Genomic DNA, 16,827 nt, shown 5'->3' with positions numbered 1-16,827 from the left:
GGTGTCATGCCCATCGACGATCTGCAGACGTTCGTCGACGACCTGGCCGCGCAGCTTCACCGCTCTGTGGCCATCGACGACCCCTCGATTCGCCTACTCGCAGCAAGTCGACATTTCGGCGACGAAGACTCGCTGAGAATCACCTCCATCCTGAACCGAGCGGTACCGGAGGAAGTCTCCCGCCCCCTGCTCGCTTCCGGCATCGGTACGTGGATCGAACCCGGCCTCGCCCAACCCGATGTGCCCGGGAGCCAGAAAAGGCTCTGTGTTCCTGTGCGGTGCAAGAGTCTTCTGTTGGGCTTTCTCTGGCTCATCGACTCCGCCGAGAATCCTCTCACCGCGTCCGATATCCAGAAGGCAGAGAACACCGCTATGCGAGCGGGAATCGTTCTGTACGAACGCCTTCTGGTCCGCGAGCGATCGAACGAGCGTCGCGCGGCAATTCTGCGTGACCTCGTCGACTCGGCCGACGACGTCAGGAAGCAGGCAGTCGAGGACGCGCTCGCCGAGCAAGTGATAGCGGAGCACACTGGCCACTATCAGGTCGTCGCAGCACAGCGCGAGAGTGCGAACCCTGCCGAAACATCGGACGACGTAGCAATGGAAGTGGCGATTCAGGAGGGGCTACAGGCTCTCCCGAGCGGCACCGGCTCGATCGCTGTGGAGAAATCGCGAATATGGTTGCTGCTCGCGACGACGGAACCGTTGACACCGCATCAGCTGGAGTCCGTCACCACGCGTGCGACTTCTCGTTTCCGGCAGCTGAGCGGAAACAACACTCGGTTCGTACTCGGCACCAGTGACGTCGTGAACGAACCTGGGCTGATATTTCGCGCCTATCGACACGCTCTCACGGCGGTTCGCGCCGCGCTGCTGGTCCCCTCGCTCGGCGACATGGCACGATGGGGCAATCTTGGCCCCTACGACACTCTCCTACGAATGTCCAACGACGACATCGCCAGTGCTGCACGCAATTCTCCGGTGTCGGTACTCGAGGCAGCGGACCGGCAGCACGTGTTCGTGAGCACGTTGAACACATTCTTCGACAACGCCTGCGATATTCGGCGAACAGCAGACCAGCTGTGCATTCATCGTGCGACCCTTTACCAACGACTCAAACGCATCGAGCAGATCACCGAGTGCAGTCTCGACAACGGCGATGATCGACTTACCTTGCATCTGGGATTGAAGTTGACGTCGCTGACTGCGGCCCGGGAAGCGTCGTCCGGGCGGGCGGTTCCGTGACCTCCGGCATGCGCTACACGAGATGCGCTGCGGGTGGCCGAAGTGTTCACAGATGTCGATAGCGTCGCCCGTCGGCTTCAGCAAAACTGTTGTTGTGCAACAAAACCACGTTCCGGACAACGACGCGACCGAATCATCTGGAGGAACGGTGCCCCGATCGACCGACGTGGTAGTCGTGGGAGCGGGGGTCATCGGCAACTCCATTGCCTACGAACTCTCTGCACGCGGATATCGAGTTCTGGTGGTCGACAAGGAAGGTGGGCCGGGATTCGGATCCACCAGCGCTTCCAGCGCGATCATTCGGTTCAACTATTCGACCTTCGACGGTATGGCTACGGCATGGGAGTCCGCTCAGTGTTGGAAGAACTGGCCGGAGCACCTGGGCAACTCGGCGTCGACCGACCTGGCCCGCTTCCACGAGTGCGGCATGGTGTTTCTCGATGTGGACCTGGCCCCGCGCGAGCGAACGGTCCGACTCTTCGACGAAATCGGCGTCGCATATGAACTCTGGGACTCGACGACTCTGAGCGATCGAGTCCCTGGAATCGATGTCGGCTCCTACTTTCCGCCGAAACCTGTTGACAGCGACGCTTTCTACGCAGATGCTGCTACCTCGCTCGGAGCGGTGTTCACGCCGCAGGCAGGCTTTGTCGACGACCCTCGACTCGCTGCGGCCAACCTGGGAGCTGCTGCGGCCTCTGCTGGGGCCCGATTTACCTTCCGGACACGGGTGGTTCGTATCGAGCAGCAGGTCTCCGAGAGGTGGATCGTGCACTTGGACAACGGAGATACCGTGGAAGCCCCGATAGTGGTCAATGCAGCCGGCCCCTGGTCGGGCGCACTCAACGCAATGGCGGGGGTAGGTAGCGATTTCACTGTGGACGTACGCCCCCTGCGGCAGGAGGTCCACCACGTCTCTGCACCGGAAGGCTACAACCAGGATGCACGTCTCGGACCCATGATCGCCGATCTGGACCTGGGCACGTACATGCGACCGGAGCGGGGCGGGGGCCTGTTGATCGGCGGTACCGAACCGGAATGCGACCCCCTGGAATGGATCGACGACCCCGACAGCGCCAACCCGAGCCGCACTGCCGCGCGCTTCCAGGCGCAGGTCACCAGAGCCGCTCGGCGTCTACCTCGATTGTCGGTCCCGTTCCAGCCCAAGGGAATTGCCGGCGTGTACGACGCCGCCTCGGATTGGACCCCGATCTACGACCGGACCGATCGGGCAGGCTTCTACGTTGCCATGGGCACCAGCGGGAATCAGTTCAAGAATGCACCCGTCGTCGGCCGAATGCTGACAACTCTGATCGAGAGGGTCGAGGCCGGACACGACCACGACGTCGACCCCGTCGTATACACGGGAACTCACACCGGGGTGAAGGTCGATCTCGGGTCCTTTTCTCGCCGAAGAGAATTCAACACCGAGTCGACCGGGACCGTCCTGGGTTAGCTGCGATCACTCGTGCGTCGCATCTGCCGGAGCACACTGGCAGCAACCTATTACGGCATTCACCAGGCTGTCGATGAACTCGCGGTCGCATGGTTGCCGGGTCAGCAGATGGCGGAAGTGAATCGGTGAAATCAGTAGCTCGATCGCGAGGCCGGCATCGACATCAGTTGGCACCTCGGAACGCTCGACCGCGCGATGGATGATCACCTGTACGGACCGCAACCGTTGCGACCAGAACGTAGTGCGCGCTTCTGCGGTGGCAGGCGAGTCGGTGATGGAGGCGAGCACTCGAATCAGGCCCTGCCCCAATGCAGATGCGAGATATCCGTCGAGCGCAGTAGCGAGTGCAGTCAAGTCGTCCTTCAGCGCGCCCGTGTCGGGCACTCGAAGAATCCGCTCACTCCCGGTGAGCATGACGTCGAGAATCAGGTTTTCGCGTGTCCCCCACCGCCGGTAGATCGTGGTGTCACGCACTCCGGCCCGTCGACTGATATCGGGAATGCCGACCTTGTCGACACCGACCTCCACGACGGCAGCGAGCACAGCCTCGTGGACAGCTTCCGTCACCTGCGCGGCTCGACCGCCGGGTCGCCGCCGTATTCGAGGATCGGTAGGTGTGTGCTCCACACCCCAAGGCTAAAGCAGAAAGTCTTGCATTTACCGATCGAGCGCCTTACCGTGCGTCTAAAGCAGATTGATCTGCGTTAAGGGACGGGGAGCTACACGATGGCATCGTTGATCGAATGGCGAAAGAGGGCAACAGTCAGCGCGAGAGCACTGACCCACACCACCGAAAGGGCCTCGCGCAGAGGCGGTGTCGCGCCGTTTCTGCCTCGTCTGTTCGTCGACCGTTTCACCCACCTCGGCGGCATACCCGATGACGAGTTCCGCGGCCAGTTGGCTCGATGCCGCTCCTTCGAGGACGACAGGTGGGTTTCTTACTGGTCGACTTTCGCCACCGAGCACCTCGAACGCGCCGATGCGGCCCTGTCACGGTTGCGTGCGCCCGTGAGTTCACGGCTGCTCGACACAGAGGCTCCGACCGGCGCGGTACTGTCCGAATTGGGCGGCGCACTCGCCCCAGCGGCGTCGATCCTCGCCGACCGCGGAACGGTCGCCGATCCACACGCGACCGCACGATTCATCGCCGAGCATCCCGACGCATCCGACGAGGCCATCGCTGTCGACGGATTGATCAAGGCGCTGGTGTACTACTTCGTCGCCGCATGGCCGGGTGGGACGCCGCGACGCCAGGACGCCTATCGCAGGTCGACTCGATTGTCGGAGTCGCTGTTGCTCGCTCTCGCACCGGTTATGGGGTACGTCGTGGAGGTGGTCGACATCGCCCTGCCCGGTACCTCCGACCGGGTACACGGAATTCTCGCGTTACCGCTGAATGCGAAACACATTCCGACAGTCCTGGTTACGAACGGTCTGGAAGGGACCATTGCCGAAACATTGCTACCCCTACTGACGCAACGGGATGCAGGACTGGGCACGTTCGTCATGGAAATGCCCGGAACCTACTCGTACGACGAACCCATGACAGCTGCGTCCGAGAACGTGTACTCGGCAGTGATCGACTTCCTCGCGGCCGATGCGCGCATCGACGCGGACCGAATCGGCATGATGGGCTTCAGTTTCGGCGGATACTGGTCCGCACGCATGGCCGCGTCGGATCCACGATTGAAAGTGGCGGTGTCCAACGGTCCGCTGACTCACCGCAGTTTCGGTGCGATCAACTCGATCGGGATGCCCGAGGTGATGATATCGACGCTCATCCGCACACTCGGTGCGACCGGAAACCTGGACTTGGCGCGCAAGACCTCGAAAATGTCCCTACGGCATCGCTACCGGGATATCGACATCCCACTGCTGGTGATCAATGGAGCCGCAGACACGTTGGCCAGCACCCGTGACTCGATCGAACTCGCCGTCGACGCACCGAACGCCCAATTGGTTCTGTACGCCGACGACGACCACTGCGCGATGGGCAACGCCGAACACTGGTCGGCGTTGTCGACCCGCTTTCTCCGAGAGAATCTGGTCGATGCGTCGAACGCGAACCGGAACGACACGACGCCGCGAACATCCGATTCGTTATGACGACCGGGTCAGCTGGAGACCAATGTTCCAGGCGCAAGCCCTAATTCGAGCTCGGTGTGCCGGAAGACCATGTCCGTCGCGATCGGGTAGTTGATGGCAGAGGTCTCCGACAACGCTGTTCTGACGGCACTCTGCGCGAAGGTTCCGTCGATGAGGGCGAGGATGCGCATCGCAGTCGAAGCGCAGTCCAGCGGCGCGAAACGGCCCTGTTCGCAACCGGATTCGAGAATTCTGATCAGGGTGTCGATATCGACTTCCATCTGGCTCACGACCTCCTGCTGCAGTGCCGGGCGGCGGGTGCTCTCACGCCAAGCGTCGAGCCACAGCAGCGCATATTCATCGTGGCTCGGGTCCGTCGCTTCGTCCAGGAAGATTCTGAGACGGTCGAGTGCATCGGCGGAATCGGCTGCAGCACCGACTCGCTGCGAGCGACGGCCCTCCACCGCTGCCGCGAACCCGGCAGCGATCAGCCCGTCCGAGGTTTTGAAGTAGTGGTTGACAAGGCCGGGATACACCTTGACCTCGTCGGCAACTTTTTTGGCCGTCAGCTGCCCCAACCCCTCCGACATCGCCAGCCTCCCGGCCACCTCTGCGAGCTCCCGACGCCTGGACTGCGGATCCTTCCGGCGGTGCGTGCTGGTCGCCGACAGCGTCATGACGACGACGCTACCACCGGTAGATGCGCGCGCCAGGAGGATATCGAGACCCAACGAAATTCGTCGCGAGGAGTTCGATCGTTCGGGTTGCGGAGACGTGGGTCACGCGTATTGTCACCACCACCAACAAGCTGTTGGTGGTGGTGACAATAAGGAGCAACGCGTGACGGACACCCGCGGTGGGCCAGGCACGAACGATGTCGGCAAGGTCGAAGCACACGGCATCGACCGAATACCCGACGACGAACGCTTCGGACACCCCCGGAGCCTGTTCGCGGTGTGGGCGGCATCGAACATCAACTTCTTGTACGTAGTTCTGGGCGGACTCCTGATCGTCTTGGGACTGAACCTGTGGCAAGCCATCGTCGTCGTAGCCGTGGGCAACCTGTTCTGGGCCGCAATCGGTTTCATGGCCACGAGCGGTCCGGTGTCGGGCTCGCCGAGCAGCGTGATCACCCGAGCACAGTTCGGTACCCGCGGAAATCGCATCAGCCTGGGCGTGTTCTCGTGGCCGGTGTTCATCGCCTACGAGGCGATCAATCTGTGTCTGGGCACCCTTGCCGGCGTCGCGATCCTGGATCAGCTCGGAGTCGATCTACCCCTGTGGGGCGAGGCCGCGATCCTCATCGTCATCGCTGCCCTGACGCTGGTCGTCAGCGTGTACGGACACGCGACCATCATGCGCGTCAGCGGAATCATCACCCTTGCCCTGACTGTCGCCATGGTCGTACTCGGGGTCTTCGTGGTGGCGAACACGAACTGGAGCTACCAGCCGCCGGAAGCTCTGACCGGCGGCGCAACCCTGGCCACCATGGCGGCAGGTGTGGCTCTGATCGCTGCATGCCCCTTGTCCTGGGGTGTGAGTCCCGACTACGCACGGTATCTGCCGCCGGACGCCTCCCGCGTGGCAGTCGCATCGTGGACCGCATTGGGCGGATACCTGCCCTCTGTGGCACTCGGTGCCGTGGGTGCGCTCGCCGGCACTGCCGTGGACATGTCCGACGCGCAGACCAGCCTGGGGACCATCGTCGACGGTTGGTTCTACCCGATTCTGTTGCTGGTCATCGTCATCGGCTCCATGGCGAACAACGTGTTGACCATGTACTCCTCGGGCCTGTGCCTGCAGGCAGTGGGCCTGAAGTTGAAGAGATCGGTCACGGTGCTCTTCGACGGCGCACTCGGTGTGGCATTCGCGGCCTACGCACTGTTCGTCGCAGACTTCACCGATACATTGAGCGCACTGCTCGAGCTGACCGTGGTTCTCCTGGTCCCGATGATCACGATCTACGTCGTCGATCAGCTGCGACGCCACAACGCCTACGACGGCTGGGAACTGAACGACCTGAGCCCCGGTGGCCGCTTCTGGTTTCACCGCGGATTCAGCATTGCCGGCATGAGTGCCTTCCTGATCGGAGCTGCGTCGGCGCTCCTGTGCGTCAGTACGACGGATTTCACCGGGCCGATCGCCGAGGCTCTCGGCGGAGCGGACGTGTCCTGGATCGTCGGACCGGTCGTGACCACCGCGGTCTACCTGTCACTTTCAGCACTGACGGATCGCCCCCGAATCACCGATGCCGCCGAACCGGCACCAGCGCGCCCGGAACGGGCACAACAGCCGGCGCGGAACGCCGCAACGACGACCGGGGTACGAGAAAAGGAACAGATCTGATGCCGACCAGCTTGTCGACGCCGGCAGCCGGCACCGCGAAGGACAGCCCCGGTGTCGGCCCCTGGTTCAGATCGCGCTCGGAGACGGCCACGTTGACGCGGATCGATGAACCTTCTGTTCATCCACTCCTGCAGGCGAACGTCTGGCATCTTCGCGGCCGCGATCGAGATCTGATCGTCGATACCGGACTCGGTGTCGCATCTCTGCGCGGACACCTCCCCCACCTGTTCGATCGCGATCCGATCGTCGTCGTCACACACGCACACCTCGATCACATGGGAGGAGCACACGAGTTCGACACGTGCCTCGCTCACGCCGACGAGAACCTGACGTCTCCACCACCGGGAAGTCTGCGCGGTGCCCCGCTGGGCGTCGAACTCGGAATGGACTTGCGCGAGTTCGGTGTCACCGACGACACAATCCTTCTCGATGCACTACCCGAACCGGACTACGACATCGACCTCTATCGGCTCAGGCCCGCGTCAACCGTTCTCCCTGTGGAGCACGGCGCGACGATCGATCTGGGCGACGTCACCTACACGGTCCTGCACCTACCGGGTCATACTCCGGGCGGCATCGCGTTGTACTCCGAACACGACGGCACACTCTTCTCCGGAGACGTTGTGTACGACGACATTCTGATCGATCGTTGCCACGGCTCGAACGTCGCCGACTACCGCCGATCCATGGCAGAGCTCGCGGCCCTCGACGTCGCCAGGGCCTATGCCGGGCACGGGGACAGCTTCGATGGGAATCGCCTGCGAACACTGACGCAGATCTACCTGGACGAGTCGAGGTGATGGTCTCGACGCCGCGCGGAAACGTGCAGCGCAGCGACTAATCCAACTGGGTCGTCCAGGCCGCGGTGAGACCGCGGTCGACGATGCGACGCCAGCCGGGGGGTGCCGCCCCGTCGCGGCTCGACGTGCCTGCTATCCACAACATCGCCATGAGGTCGTCCGCCGTGAACGACGTCGAGAGCACGCCGGCGGCGTGTGCTTCGTCGACGAGTTTCGCACCCAGAGCCGTCGAGCGCTCGCAGGCGTCGATCAACGTGGTCGCGTTCGGGAACCGTCGGAGCATGGCGTCGTTCAGCGCCGGGTCGCTCAGCTGGAGCTCGATCATGGTGTCGACGAATGTCTGCAGTCTTGCACGGGGCGATCCCTGAGCCAGTGTGTGCTCGGTGAGCGTCATGAGTTTCTCGCCCGCGACGGCGGGAACGACGGCGTCGATCAGCGCTTCGCGTGATCCGACGCGGTTGTAGAGCGTGCCGATACTCACGCCTGCTTCCCGAGCGATGTCTTCCAGAGGTGCCCCCAACCCGTGCTCGGCGAACACCCGTAGGGCTGCGGAATGGAGCTTGTCCAGGTTCGCCTGTGCGTCTCGCCGAAGGCCTTTCTCGGGACCCATGCCAACTCCTAGATGTTGAGTACGACCTCAAGTTAGGGTATGAATTAGATGAGGTTGACCTCAACTTAGCCCATCACCCGTCTGCACCGACTACTCGGCGGTTCTCGAAAGGACCCTCATGCCCCTCATCGCCATCATCGGAGCCGGTCCCGGCCTCGGTCTGGAAATCGCTCGCGCGTTCGGCCGCAAGGGTTTCGACATCGCCCTCGTCGCTCGCACCCAGGCGAAGCTCGATGCCCTCGCCGACACTCTGACCGGTGAAGGGTTCCGCGCTCGCGGCTTTGCCGCCGATGTGAGCCGGCCCGACACGATCACAGCCGCCCTCGGCCGGATCAAGGCCGACCTCGGACCGATCGACGTGCTGGAATTCTCCCCGGCGGATCCGACACTCGTTCCCGTGGACGTGCTCGAGGTGTCGCCTGAGAACCTGCAGCCGCAGATCGACTTCTATATCGGCGGTGCGCTGCGCGCCATCGGCGACGTCCTCCCCGACATGGTCGCCGCCGGCAACGGAACGATCCTGGTGACCACCGGTGGCGGTTCGATCAGTCCGATGCCGTTCCTGGGGAACGTCAACATCGCCGCTGCGGGCCTTCGCAACTGGGTGCTGAATCTGCACAACGCTCTCGAACCCAAGGGCGTCTACGTTGCCCACGTCGGCATCACTGCCCTCATCGGGGCAGGTCATCCGGAGGCCGAACCGGACGTCATTGCGAAGGCATACACGACGTTGTACGACGAGCGCCGCGACGCAGAATTGCACTACGTCGCGTACGACGCGTGACATTCCGCTCGAGCATCTGAGACCGAGAGGAAGCGCGGCACTACCGCGGCCCCGCGTGTGTCGAGGCCGCGGCAGCGCTGTCAGCCTGCGTGCTGCGAAACCCAGCCGCTGAGCAGCACCGTTGACGGGTCGACCGGACCTGCCAACTTGCCCTGTGCAGTGAAGAAGTCGACCAGGCTCCCAGCTTGCTGGACGTCGGCTTCGGTGAAGTCTCGACCGCCGAAGTCGATCTGCGACACCCGATCCTGCGCTTCGGCGGCATCCATCTGAATTTCCGAGGACACCGCCCTCGCTGCACGAGCCGGATCGGTGTTGACGATTGCAGATGCCTCGGCAATGACCGAGAACACCTTGCCTGCAAGTTCTTCGTTGGCTGCGAGCCAACCCTCGGATGCGATGATCCACTGCGAGTACTTCGCGCCGAAATCACCGGTCGTCGCGACGACTGTCGACCCGGCATCCTCCGCTTGCCCGACCCACGGGTCGAAGGAGATGAACCCGTCGATGTCACCTCGCGCCAGCAGCGCCGGCTGCTCCGGCGGGCTCGTGGTCACCAGAGTCACGGCAGCTGGGTCGATCCCCAGGCTCCGCAGGTACAAATCGGTGAAGTACAAACCGATTCCGGGAAACACCCCCATTGTCTTGATGTCCGCCGGTGCGACCCCGTCCCGGAGAACGACCTGGAAGTAGCGATCCGAATCCTGGAACACTCCGAGTGCGCGAAGGCTCGGGTTCGCGGCCATGACAGTGAGCGCAGTGGAATCGGCGTTGCCGGACAGCTCCGACGTTCCCGCCACCACGTTCTGCGCACCGGCCGCCCCGCCCTCAGTCTGGATGACCTCGACATCGAGGCCTGCGGCTTCGAACATTCCCTCACTGTCGGCGAGGAAGATCGGCGCGTACGACGGATCGACACCGACCGAGATCCGTACCAGATCAGCGGTCGCCGCTGCTTCGGTGGCCGGTCGCGAGCAGCCTGCGGCGAGCACGACCACCGAGGCCACGACGACGGCCAGCGCCCGACCGGCGGTCGGAAAAGTGCGTTTCAAGAGCATGTTGTGCCTTTCGATGTGGAGTGCGGTCCAAACGGATGCGGCAGCAGTCCCATGTATCGGAAGACATGATGATGTCGGTGTTCGCGCTGACCTGTACGTCCGACGGTCCGGCCACCAGACCCCACTACGAATTCATCCGACATCGTTGCGCTGGGTTTCGGCCACGTTAAGACATCGGTCGGGTCCGCACGGTGGACCGCGTTGGTGGGCGCAGGGTCGGACCGCCACTAGCTTTGCCTCACACCGCCGCGAAATGCGGTCCAGATCACAGCAAGGAAAGCGTGCGCCCATGGCCCCACGATCGACAGTGACCACATCGAGTCTTGTTGCACTCGCCGCAATCACCACACTGTTCGCGGGTGCGTGCACCCGCCCGGCGACCGAATCCGCGGCTGCAACGAGCTCCACCGGCAGCATTCGCATCGCGGTCGGTATCGACGCGTCGTACGCGCCGTTCTTCGTGGCCGACGAGCAAGGCCTCTTCGAAAAAGCCGGTCTCGACGTCGAATTGGTTCAGTTCGGCCGAGGTGGCGAAGCCGTCGATGCACTGTCCACCGGCCAGGTACAGATGGCGGGTAGTTCGGACACGACCACGATCGCCCAGCTCCAACAGAACCCGGCGCTGCGTGCCATGTATTCGTACGAGTCGTCGGGCAAATACATCAAAGTCGTACTCCGCAACGGCGTCGACGGTCCGCAATCGATACGCAAGCTGGGCATCGTCGCCGGACTCAGCCAGATTTCGACCGTCAAGTACCTGGAAGCGAACGGTGTTTCTCCCGACTCCGTCGAGATGATCTCGGCAACCCCGACCGACATGCCTGCACTCCTGAGTCGCGGTGACATCGACGGATACGTGATGTGGGAGCCCTGGCCGAGCGCTGCTATCGACCAGGGAACCGGCAAGGTCGTGGCGACCACCGGCGACTTCGATTGGTTCTACCACCATTGGGCGATCACGACCCAGTCGTGGCTCGATGGCAACGAGGACACCGCACGCGCCGTTCGAGACGTGCTGTCGGAGGCAACGGCAGAGGTCGAAGCAGATCCGCAGGCCGCGGCGGCGGCGACGAAGACCGCAGTGAACGTCGACGAAGCCCAGACGGTGCAGTCGATCGACGAAATCGATTACGCAGTAGAGGATTTGACGCCGACCAGCGTTGCCGATGCCCAGAGCGTGGTCGATTTCTACACCGAGATCGGTGCCATGAACAACCAACCCGACCTGAACACGGCGCTCCTCGTCGGTTGGTCGACGGAGGGATCACGATGAGTGTGGACACAGTAGAGGGCGTTCCGATCGAGGCACGCGACGTAGCCATCAGATTCGGCGAATTGGAGGTGGTCAGCGGCATCGACCTCGACATCCGACCGGGCGAGTTCGTCTGCCTGCTCGGGCCGAGTGGGTGCGGCAAGTCGACCCTGCTGTCGGCCCTGGCCGGGTTCGTGTCGGTGGCAGCAGGCGACATCAGTTGCGACGGCGAGTCGGTGAAAGGAAACAACACCCACGCCGGCATGGTGTTCCAGAGTTCCGAAGCATTGTTCGAGTGGATGACCGTCAGCCAGAACGTTGCGTACGGCCCCCGCATGCACGGATCGAACAAGTCCGAACAGGCGCGTATCGCAGCCGAGTACTTGGCCATGGTCGGCCTGAAGCACGCGGGTAGCAAGTACCCGACGCAATTGTCCGGTGGCATGAAGCAACGTGTCCAGATCGCGCGCGTACTCGCCAATCAACCCCGCTTGGTGCTGATGGACGAGCCGTTCGGTGCCCTCGACGCCCAGACGCGTCAAGTTCTCCAAACCGAACTGGACGGAATCTGGCGGCGTACGGGATGCACCGTCGTGTTCGTCACCCACGACATCGACGAAGCGATCACCCTGGCCGACCGTGTCGTCGTCATGACAGCCGGTCCGAGCGCTCGCATCAAGAGCGTGTACGAGGTCGATGCTCCACGTCCGCGTGACCGCAATCATCCCGCCGTCGTAGAACTCTACGAACGACTACGAGACGACATTCGAGCCGAAGTGGTTGCCTCGCTTCGCAATCAAGGTATCGAGGAGGACACGCTATGACCGCCGTGATCGCAGGACGCACCGAGGCTGCGTCGCCGGCCAAGCCTGGTCGAGGCAATCGAGCGTGGGGTGCGGGAAAGTCTGCGATGCGCACCGCTGCTCTGTTCGTCGTCTCGGCCGCAATCGGTCTCGCACTCTGGTCCTTCCTGGCGTGGTGGTACGGACCGACGACGATGGCGTCGCCCGCGGCTGTCGTCTCGGCTGCGAAAGAACTGTCCGACACCGGGGTCCTGTGGACATCGATTCAGGCGTCCGGGCAACGCATCCTCATCGGGTGGGTTCTGGGTGTGATCGTGGGCGCGCCGGTGGGAATCCTCATGGGCCGCATCAATATCGTCCGCCAGCTGCTCGATCCGTACATCGAATTCTTCAGGTTCATCCCGCCCATCGCGTTCGTCACGCTGGCGGTGGTGTGGTTCGGCATCGGCGAAACGTCCAAAGTCGTCCTGATCTTCTACACCTCGGTGTTCATCGTGACCGTGAGTACGATCGCTGCGACAGTGGCGATCAGCGAGAACAAGCTGCAGGCGGCGACGAACCTCGGCGCAGGCAGGCTACAGATCATGAAGACGGTCGTCCTGCCGTCCACGGTCCCGGGAATCGTGACCGGAGCTCGGTTGGCCATGGGTAACAGCTTCTTGACCATTGTGTCGGCCGAAATCGTCGCTGCCGATGCCGGCATCGGCTCCATGATTTGGCAGGCGCGCAATTACGGCCGCATCGACTGGACGTTCGTCGGGATCATCACTCTCGGAATCATGGGCTTTCTGTTCGACCGCGTACTGCGGTTGCTGTCCAGGCGGTTCCTCGGCCGTTACGGAGTCAAGTGATGCCGGGCTCGGCAGCATCGATTGCCGAACTCGCCTCGATACCGGATGCACCCGTTGGCCTGAGCAGTGCAGAAGAGCGGACGCGTCGCAAGATCGCGGTAGTGGGCGGCTATCGCATATTGTCGAAATTCGGCCTCGACGAGGGCATCTCCGGCCACATCACCGCCCGTGACCCCGAAGATCCCGATACCTTCTGGACCGCGCCGTTCGGACGCCACTTCTCCCAGGTGCGGCCCGAGGAGCTGTTGCACGTCGGTGCCGACGGCACCGTTCTGTCCGGATCGGGACCGTTGAATCGAGCAGCCTTCGTCATCCACTCCACGGTGCACGAAGCCCGCCCGGACGTGATCGGAGCCGTGCACGCACACGGGCTGCACGGAAAAGCGTTCTCGTCCCTGCACCGGCTACTGCAGCCGATCACCCAGGACGCCTGCGCTTTTCACCAGGACCACGCACTGTACGACGAGTACCACGGAGTGGCTCTCGACGCCGAAGAAGGGGTAAGAATTGCCGCGGCGCTGGGTACGAACAAGGCCGTGATCCTGTCCAATCACGGCCACCTCACCGTGGGAACATCCGTCGAGGCGGCCGTGTGGTGGTACGTCTCGATGGAACGGTCGATGCAGGCCGAGTTGGCGGCGTGTGCCGCCGGAGATCCGGTGGTTCTGCACGACAAGATCGCGGCGCAGACGTTCGAGGCGGTCGGGGTGGACAAGGTGGGCTGGTTCGCCTACTCGACCATCATTCAGAGTATTGCTGCAGCAGAGCCGGACATCTTCGATGCTCGACCTCTGTTCGACGAATGATCGCTGTCGCCCGCAATTGTTAACACCCCGAAACAGGTTCACCCAGTGGACCCCGAAACCCGAACAAAAGGTGAACAAGGGCATAACGTCGAAGTCGAGGGGGGGTTTCAGACATTTCGACGATAGAGGTGAGCATGTCTTCCGCACTCTCCGCACGATCTGCGACCAGTCCGCGACCGCTGGACATCGAGCCGACTGCGGACATGACCTCGGTATTGGCCAAGGCCAGGCTGATCGTCGACGCGTTCGACAGTACGAATACCGACCTCTCGCTGACCGAACTCACCCGTCGTAGCGGTGTGTCCAAAGCCAGCGTGCATCGGCTGGCCGGCGAGTTGGTCGAATGGGGTTTGCTCGAACGTGCAGGCACGAAGTACCGATTGGGGCTGCGGCTGTTCGAGCTCGGCCAGATGGTCCCCCGACAGCGCATTCTTCGCGACGCTGCCCTGCCGTACATGGAGGACTTGCTTCTCGCCACCCAGGAGACCGTCCACTTCGCTGTGCGTGAAGGTTTCGACGTTCTCTACATCGAGAAGATCGTGGGCCATCGGGGCTTGAACGAGAACTCGCGGGTGGCGGGACGACTTCCGCTGTACAGCACGGCAACCGGAAAGATCATGTTGGCGTTCTCGCCTCGAGAGGTCTTCGACGAGGTCGTGGCGCAGGGCTTCGTCGCACACACCTCACGCACGACGATGTCGGTCGCAGTCCTGGCGCAGCAACTCGAGCGAATGCGCAGGGACCAGTTGGCCGTCGAGGTCGAAGAAACGCGACTGGGCTACATGAGCGTTGCAGTTCCGGTGTTCAGCGGTAACGCTGTTCTGGCCGGCGCACTGTCGGTCACCGCACCGACCTCGAGGATGAACGTCAATCGCGTTGCCGGAGCGCTGCGTACCGCCGGAATCGGCATCTCCCGCAGCCTGCAGGCCATGCGGTGCCTCCAGCCGGCGGGCGCTGCGCGCGGAGACGGAACGTGTCATCCCACCGTGTGTTCGTTCAACGGCTGCGGCAAATAGTTGGGAAGAGCGGCTTCGCCGCATGTGAATGGAAGTTCGTAGTAGAGACCGAGTTTCCGTGCACGTGCAGCGAAGCCGCTCACTCACGGCGATGGACGAGGCTTCGGCCCACCGCCGTGCGGACGTGGCCGGCTAGGCGAGGTTGATGAACGTCGTCTTGACTTCGGTGTAGGCATCGATCGAATGGGAACCGAATTCACGGCCCCAGCCACTCATCCCGAAACCACCCCAGGGTGATGCCGGGTCCAGCAGGGGCAGCTGATTGACGAACACCGTGCCGAAGCGTAACTTGGGCGGGAGTGTGAGTGCGGAGTCGAGTGCCTTGGTCCACACCACCGCAGCCAACCCGTACTCGGTATCGTTCGCCCGAGCGATGACCTCGTCCTCGTCGTCGTAGGCCATGACCGACAGCACCGGCCCGAAGATTTCCTCTCGGGCGATGGTCATGTCGTCGCGCACTCCGGCGAATACCGTTGGCTTGTAGAAGAATCCGTCGGCCAGATCGCCCTGGACGCGGCTTCCGCCCGTCACCAATTCGGCTCCTTGTGACCGACCGGATTCGACGTAGGAATGCACTCGGTCGAGATGTTCCTGGGACACCAGGGGGCCGATGACCGTCGACGGGTCGAATCCCGGACCGATCGGCAACGCGTCGGCTGCCGCGGCGATCTTGGAAGTGAATTCCTCTGCGCGCGAGCTGTGTACGAAGAACCGGGTGTAGGCACCACAGGCCTGACCCGTGTTGAACACAGCGCCCTGCAGGTTGCCTGCGACGGCAGCGTCGATGTCGGCGTCGGCAGCGATGATGCTGGGGGCTTTGCCCCCGAGCTCGAGCGATACGCGCTTGAGATTTCCGGCCGAGGCTCGAACGATGTGCTGCCCGGTTTCGGTCGATCCGGTGAACGACACCTTGTCGACACCGCGATGGGACACCAGCGCCTTACCGACTTCGGGTCCTCCGGTCAACAGATTGACCACGCCCGCGGGCACTCCCGCTTCGAGGCACAGTTCCACCAGCTTCATGGTCGACAGCGGCGTCTGTTCGGCAGGCTTGAGGATCACCGCGTTGCCCGTGGCCAGTGCCGGTGCCAACTTCCACGCAGCAATGGCCAGCGGGAAGTTCCACGGGGTGATCAGCGCGCAGACACCTACCGGTACCCGCTGCTGGAAACTGAGGTTCCCGGGAATGGACACGGGTGAGACGGTGCCCTCGATCTTGGTGGCATAGCCCGCGTAGTACCGGAAGACCTGAGCGGTCAGCGGCAGGTTGACGCCGACGCTCATGAACGTCGGCTGCCCCTGGTCGGCGGTTTCGAGTGCCGCTATTTCCTTGGCATCTCGGTCGAGCAAGTCGGCGATCCGCCACAGTAGCTGCCCTCGGGCATCCGGGCTCATCCCCTGCCAGGCATCGGACTCGAACCCCACACGTGCGGAGGCCACCGCAGCGTCGACGTCCGAGATCGTGGCCTCGGCGAACCGTCCGATCACCTGGCTGGTAGCCGGGTCCACGGTCTCGCCGGTACGGCCATCGGAGGCATCGACCCACTCGTTTGCGATGAGCAATTGCGTGTTGTGCATGTGTTCCCTCAACATCTCGTTCGGCGAGCGCCATATCGGACTTCGACGGTCCAATGTGCCAGCCGCGGAGCGACGCCGTATCGGGGAGTTTCGGTGACCGAACCGACCCCAGATATTCGACGCGTCGTAAACACCGCGTT

Annotated in this window: 16 protein-coding genes; 11 read left to right on the top strand and 5 right to left on the bottom strand. The window is 63.0% G+C overall.

Annotated features, from left to right (window positions below; genetic code table 11):
* The first annotated feature begins 6 nt into the window (after positions 1 to 6).
* On the top strand, positions 7 to 1,245 hold the full coding sequence (locus tag ASH04_RS14895; RefSeq protein WP_048319541.1) for a PucR family transcriptional regulator: 1,239 nt from the start codon (positions 7 to 9) through the stop codon (positions 1,243 to 1,245).
* A gap of 148 nt (positions 1,246 to 1,393) precedes the next feature.
* Positions 1,394 to 2,701 carry an NAD(P)/FAD-dependent oxidoreductase gene (locus tag ASH04_RS14890; protein WP_057473979.1) on the top strand — a complete coding sequence of 436 codons (1,308 nt, stop codon included), beginning with the start codon at positions 1,394 to 1,396 and terminating at the stop codon, positions 2,699 to 2,701.
* Between the two features lie 6 nt (positions 2,702 to 2,707).
* Here the strand turns inward: ASH04_RS14890 and ASH04_RS14885 are convergent, their stop codons facing one another.
* Positions 2,708 to 3,328, bottom strand: coding sequence for a TetR/AcrR family transcriptional regulator (locus ASH04_RS14885; RefSeq protein ID WP_082519263.1), 621 nt, complete (start codon positions 3,326 to 3,328; stop codon positions 2,708 to 2,710).
* A gap of 99 nt (positions 3,329 to 3,427) precedes the next feature.
* Between ASH04_RS14885 and ASH04_RS14880 the strand changes: the two genes are divergently transcribed.
* Complete coding sequence (locus ASH04_RS14880) at positions 3,428 to 4,807, top strand: alpha/beta hydrolase family protein (protein ID WP_057473841.1); 1,380 nt, start codon at positions 3,428 to 3,430, stop codon at positions 4,805 to 4,807.
* 8 nt (positions 4,808 to 4,815) lie between these two features.
* Here ASH04_RS14880 and ASH04_RS14875 read toward each other — a convergent pair whose 3' ends face one another.
* A complete protein-coding gene (locus tag ASH04_RS14875; RefSeq protein WP_069973089.1) occupies positions 4,816 to 5,463 on the bottom strand; it encodes a TetR/AcrR family transcriptional regulator in 648 nt (215 codons plus the stop codon).
* A 163-nt stretch (positions 5,464 to 5,626) separates the two neighbouring features.
* Here ASH04_RS14875 and ASH04_RS14870 point away from each other — a divergent pair, with 163 nt between their 5' ends.
* Positions 5,627 to 7,132 (top strand): purine-cytosine permease family protein, encoded by a 1,506-nt coding sequence (locus ASH04_RS14870; protein ID WP_200937325.1) that lies wholly within the window; start codon positions 5,627 to 5,629, stop codon positions 7,130 to 7,132.
* Positions 7,132 to 7,932, top strand: a complete 801-nt coding sequence (locus ASH04_RS14865) for an MBL fold metallo-hydrolase (RefSeq protein WP_057473840.1) — start codon at positions 7,132 to 7,134, stop codon at positions 7,930 to 7,932. The genes ASH04_RS14870 and ASH04_RS14865 overlap by 1 nt, the downstream gene beginning before the upstream one ends.
* A gap of 37 nt (positions 7,933 to 7,969) precedes the next feature.
* Here the strand turns inward: ASH04_RS14865 and ASH04_RS14860 are convergent, their stop codons facing one another.
* A complete protein-coding gene (locus ASH04_RS14860; protein ID WP_057473839.1) occupies positions 7,970 to 8,542 on the bottom strand; it encodes a TetR/AcrR family transcriptional regulator in 573 nt (190 codons plus the stop codon).
* Positions 8,543 to 8,660: 118 nt separating this feature from the next.
* Here ASH04_RS14860 and ASH04_RS14855 point away from each other — a divergent pair, with 118 nt between their 5' ends.
* Positions 8,661 to 9,326 carry an SDR family NAD(P)-dependent oxidoreductase gene (locus ASH04_RS14855; RefSeq protein ID WP_057473838.1) on the top strand — a complete coding sequence of 222 codons (666 nt, stop codon included), beginning with the start codon at positions 8,661 to 8,663 and terminating at the stop codon, positions 9,324 to 9,326.
* Between the two features lie 80 nt (positions 9,327 to 9,406).
* On the opposite strand, the gene ASH04_RS14850 is transcribed toward ASH04_RS14855, so the two are convergent.
* Entirely contained in the window at positions 9,407 to 10,381 is a 975-nt protein-coding gene (locus ASH04_RS14850; protein ID WP_057473837.1) for an ABC transporter substrate-binding protein, read from the bottom strand.
* Positions 10,382 to 10,670: 289 nt separating this feature from the next.
* Here ASH04_RS14850 and ASH04_RS14845 point away from each other — a divergent pair, with 289 nt between their 5' ends.
* The 5 genes from ASH04_RS14845 to ASH04_RS14825 all read left to right on the top strand — a co-directional run bounded on the left by ASH04_RS14845 (position 10,671) and on the right by ASH04_RS14825 (position 15,109).
* The gene (locus ASH04_RS14845) at positions 10,671 to 11,654 is read left to right on the top strand and encodes an ABC transporter substrate-binding protein (RefSeq protein ID WP_057473836.1); all 984 of its coding nucleotides are present in this window, start codon (positions 10,671 to 10,673) and stop codon (positions 11,652 to 11,654) included.
* Positions 11,651 to 12,457, top strand: coding sequence for an ABC transporter ATP-binding protein (locus tag ASH04_RS14840; RefSeq protein WP_057473835.1), 807 nt, complete (start codon positions 11,651 to 11,653; stop codon positions 12,455 to 12,457). Before ASH04_RS14845 ends, ASH04_RS14840 begins: the two co-directional genes overlap by 4 nt.
* On the top strand, positions 12,454 to 13,287 hold the full coding sequence (locus tag ASH04_RS14835) for an ABC transporter permease (RefSeq protein WP_032385606.1): 834 nt from the start codon (positions 12,454 to 12,456) through the stop codon (positions 13,285 to 13,287). The genes ASH04_RS14840 and ASH04_RS14835 overlap by 4 nt, the downstream gene beginning before the upstream one ends.
* Positions 13,287 to 14,093 (top strand): class II aldolase/adducin family protein, encoded by an 807-nt coding sequence (locus tag ASH04_RS14830; RefSeq protein ID WP_057473834.1) that lies wholly within the window; start codon positions 13,287 to 13,289, stop codon positions 14,091 to 14,093. Before ASH04_RS14835 ends, ASH04_RS14830 begins: the two co-directional genes overlap by 1 nt.
* 203 nt (positions 14,094 to 14,296) lie before the next feature.
* The gene (locus ASH04_RS14825; protein ID WP_200937327.1) at positions 14,297 to 15,109 is read left to right on the top strand and encodes an IclR family transcriptional regulator; all 813 of its coding nucleotides are present in this window, start codon (positions 14,297 to 14,299) and stop codon (positions 15,107 to 15,109) included.
* Between the two features lie 132 nt (positions 15,110 to 15,241).
* Here ASH04_RS14825 and ASH04_RS14820 read toward each other — a convergent pair whose 3' ends face one another.
* Positions 15,242 to 16,687, bottom strand: a complete 1,446-nt coding sequence (locus ASH04_RS14820; RefSeq protein ID WP_057473978.1) for an aldehyde dehydrogenase family protein — start codon at positions 16,685 to 16,687, stop codon at positions 15,242 to 15,244.
* Between the last annotated feature and the right edge of the window lie 140 nt (positions 16,688 to 16,827).

The organism is Rhodococcus sp. Leaf233 (assembly GCF_001426165.1).
Lineage (GTDB): Bacteria > Actinomycetota > Actinomycetes > Mycobacteriales > Mycobacteriaceae > Rhodococcoides > Rhodococcoides fascians.
The sequence above is the reverse complement of the archived record's forward strand: the minus strand, read 5'-3'. Positions and strand labels throughout refer to the sequence as shown.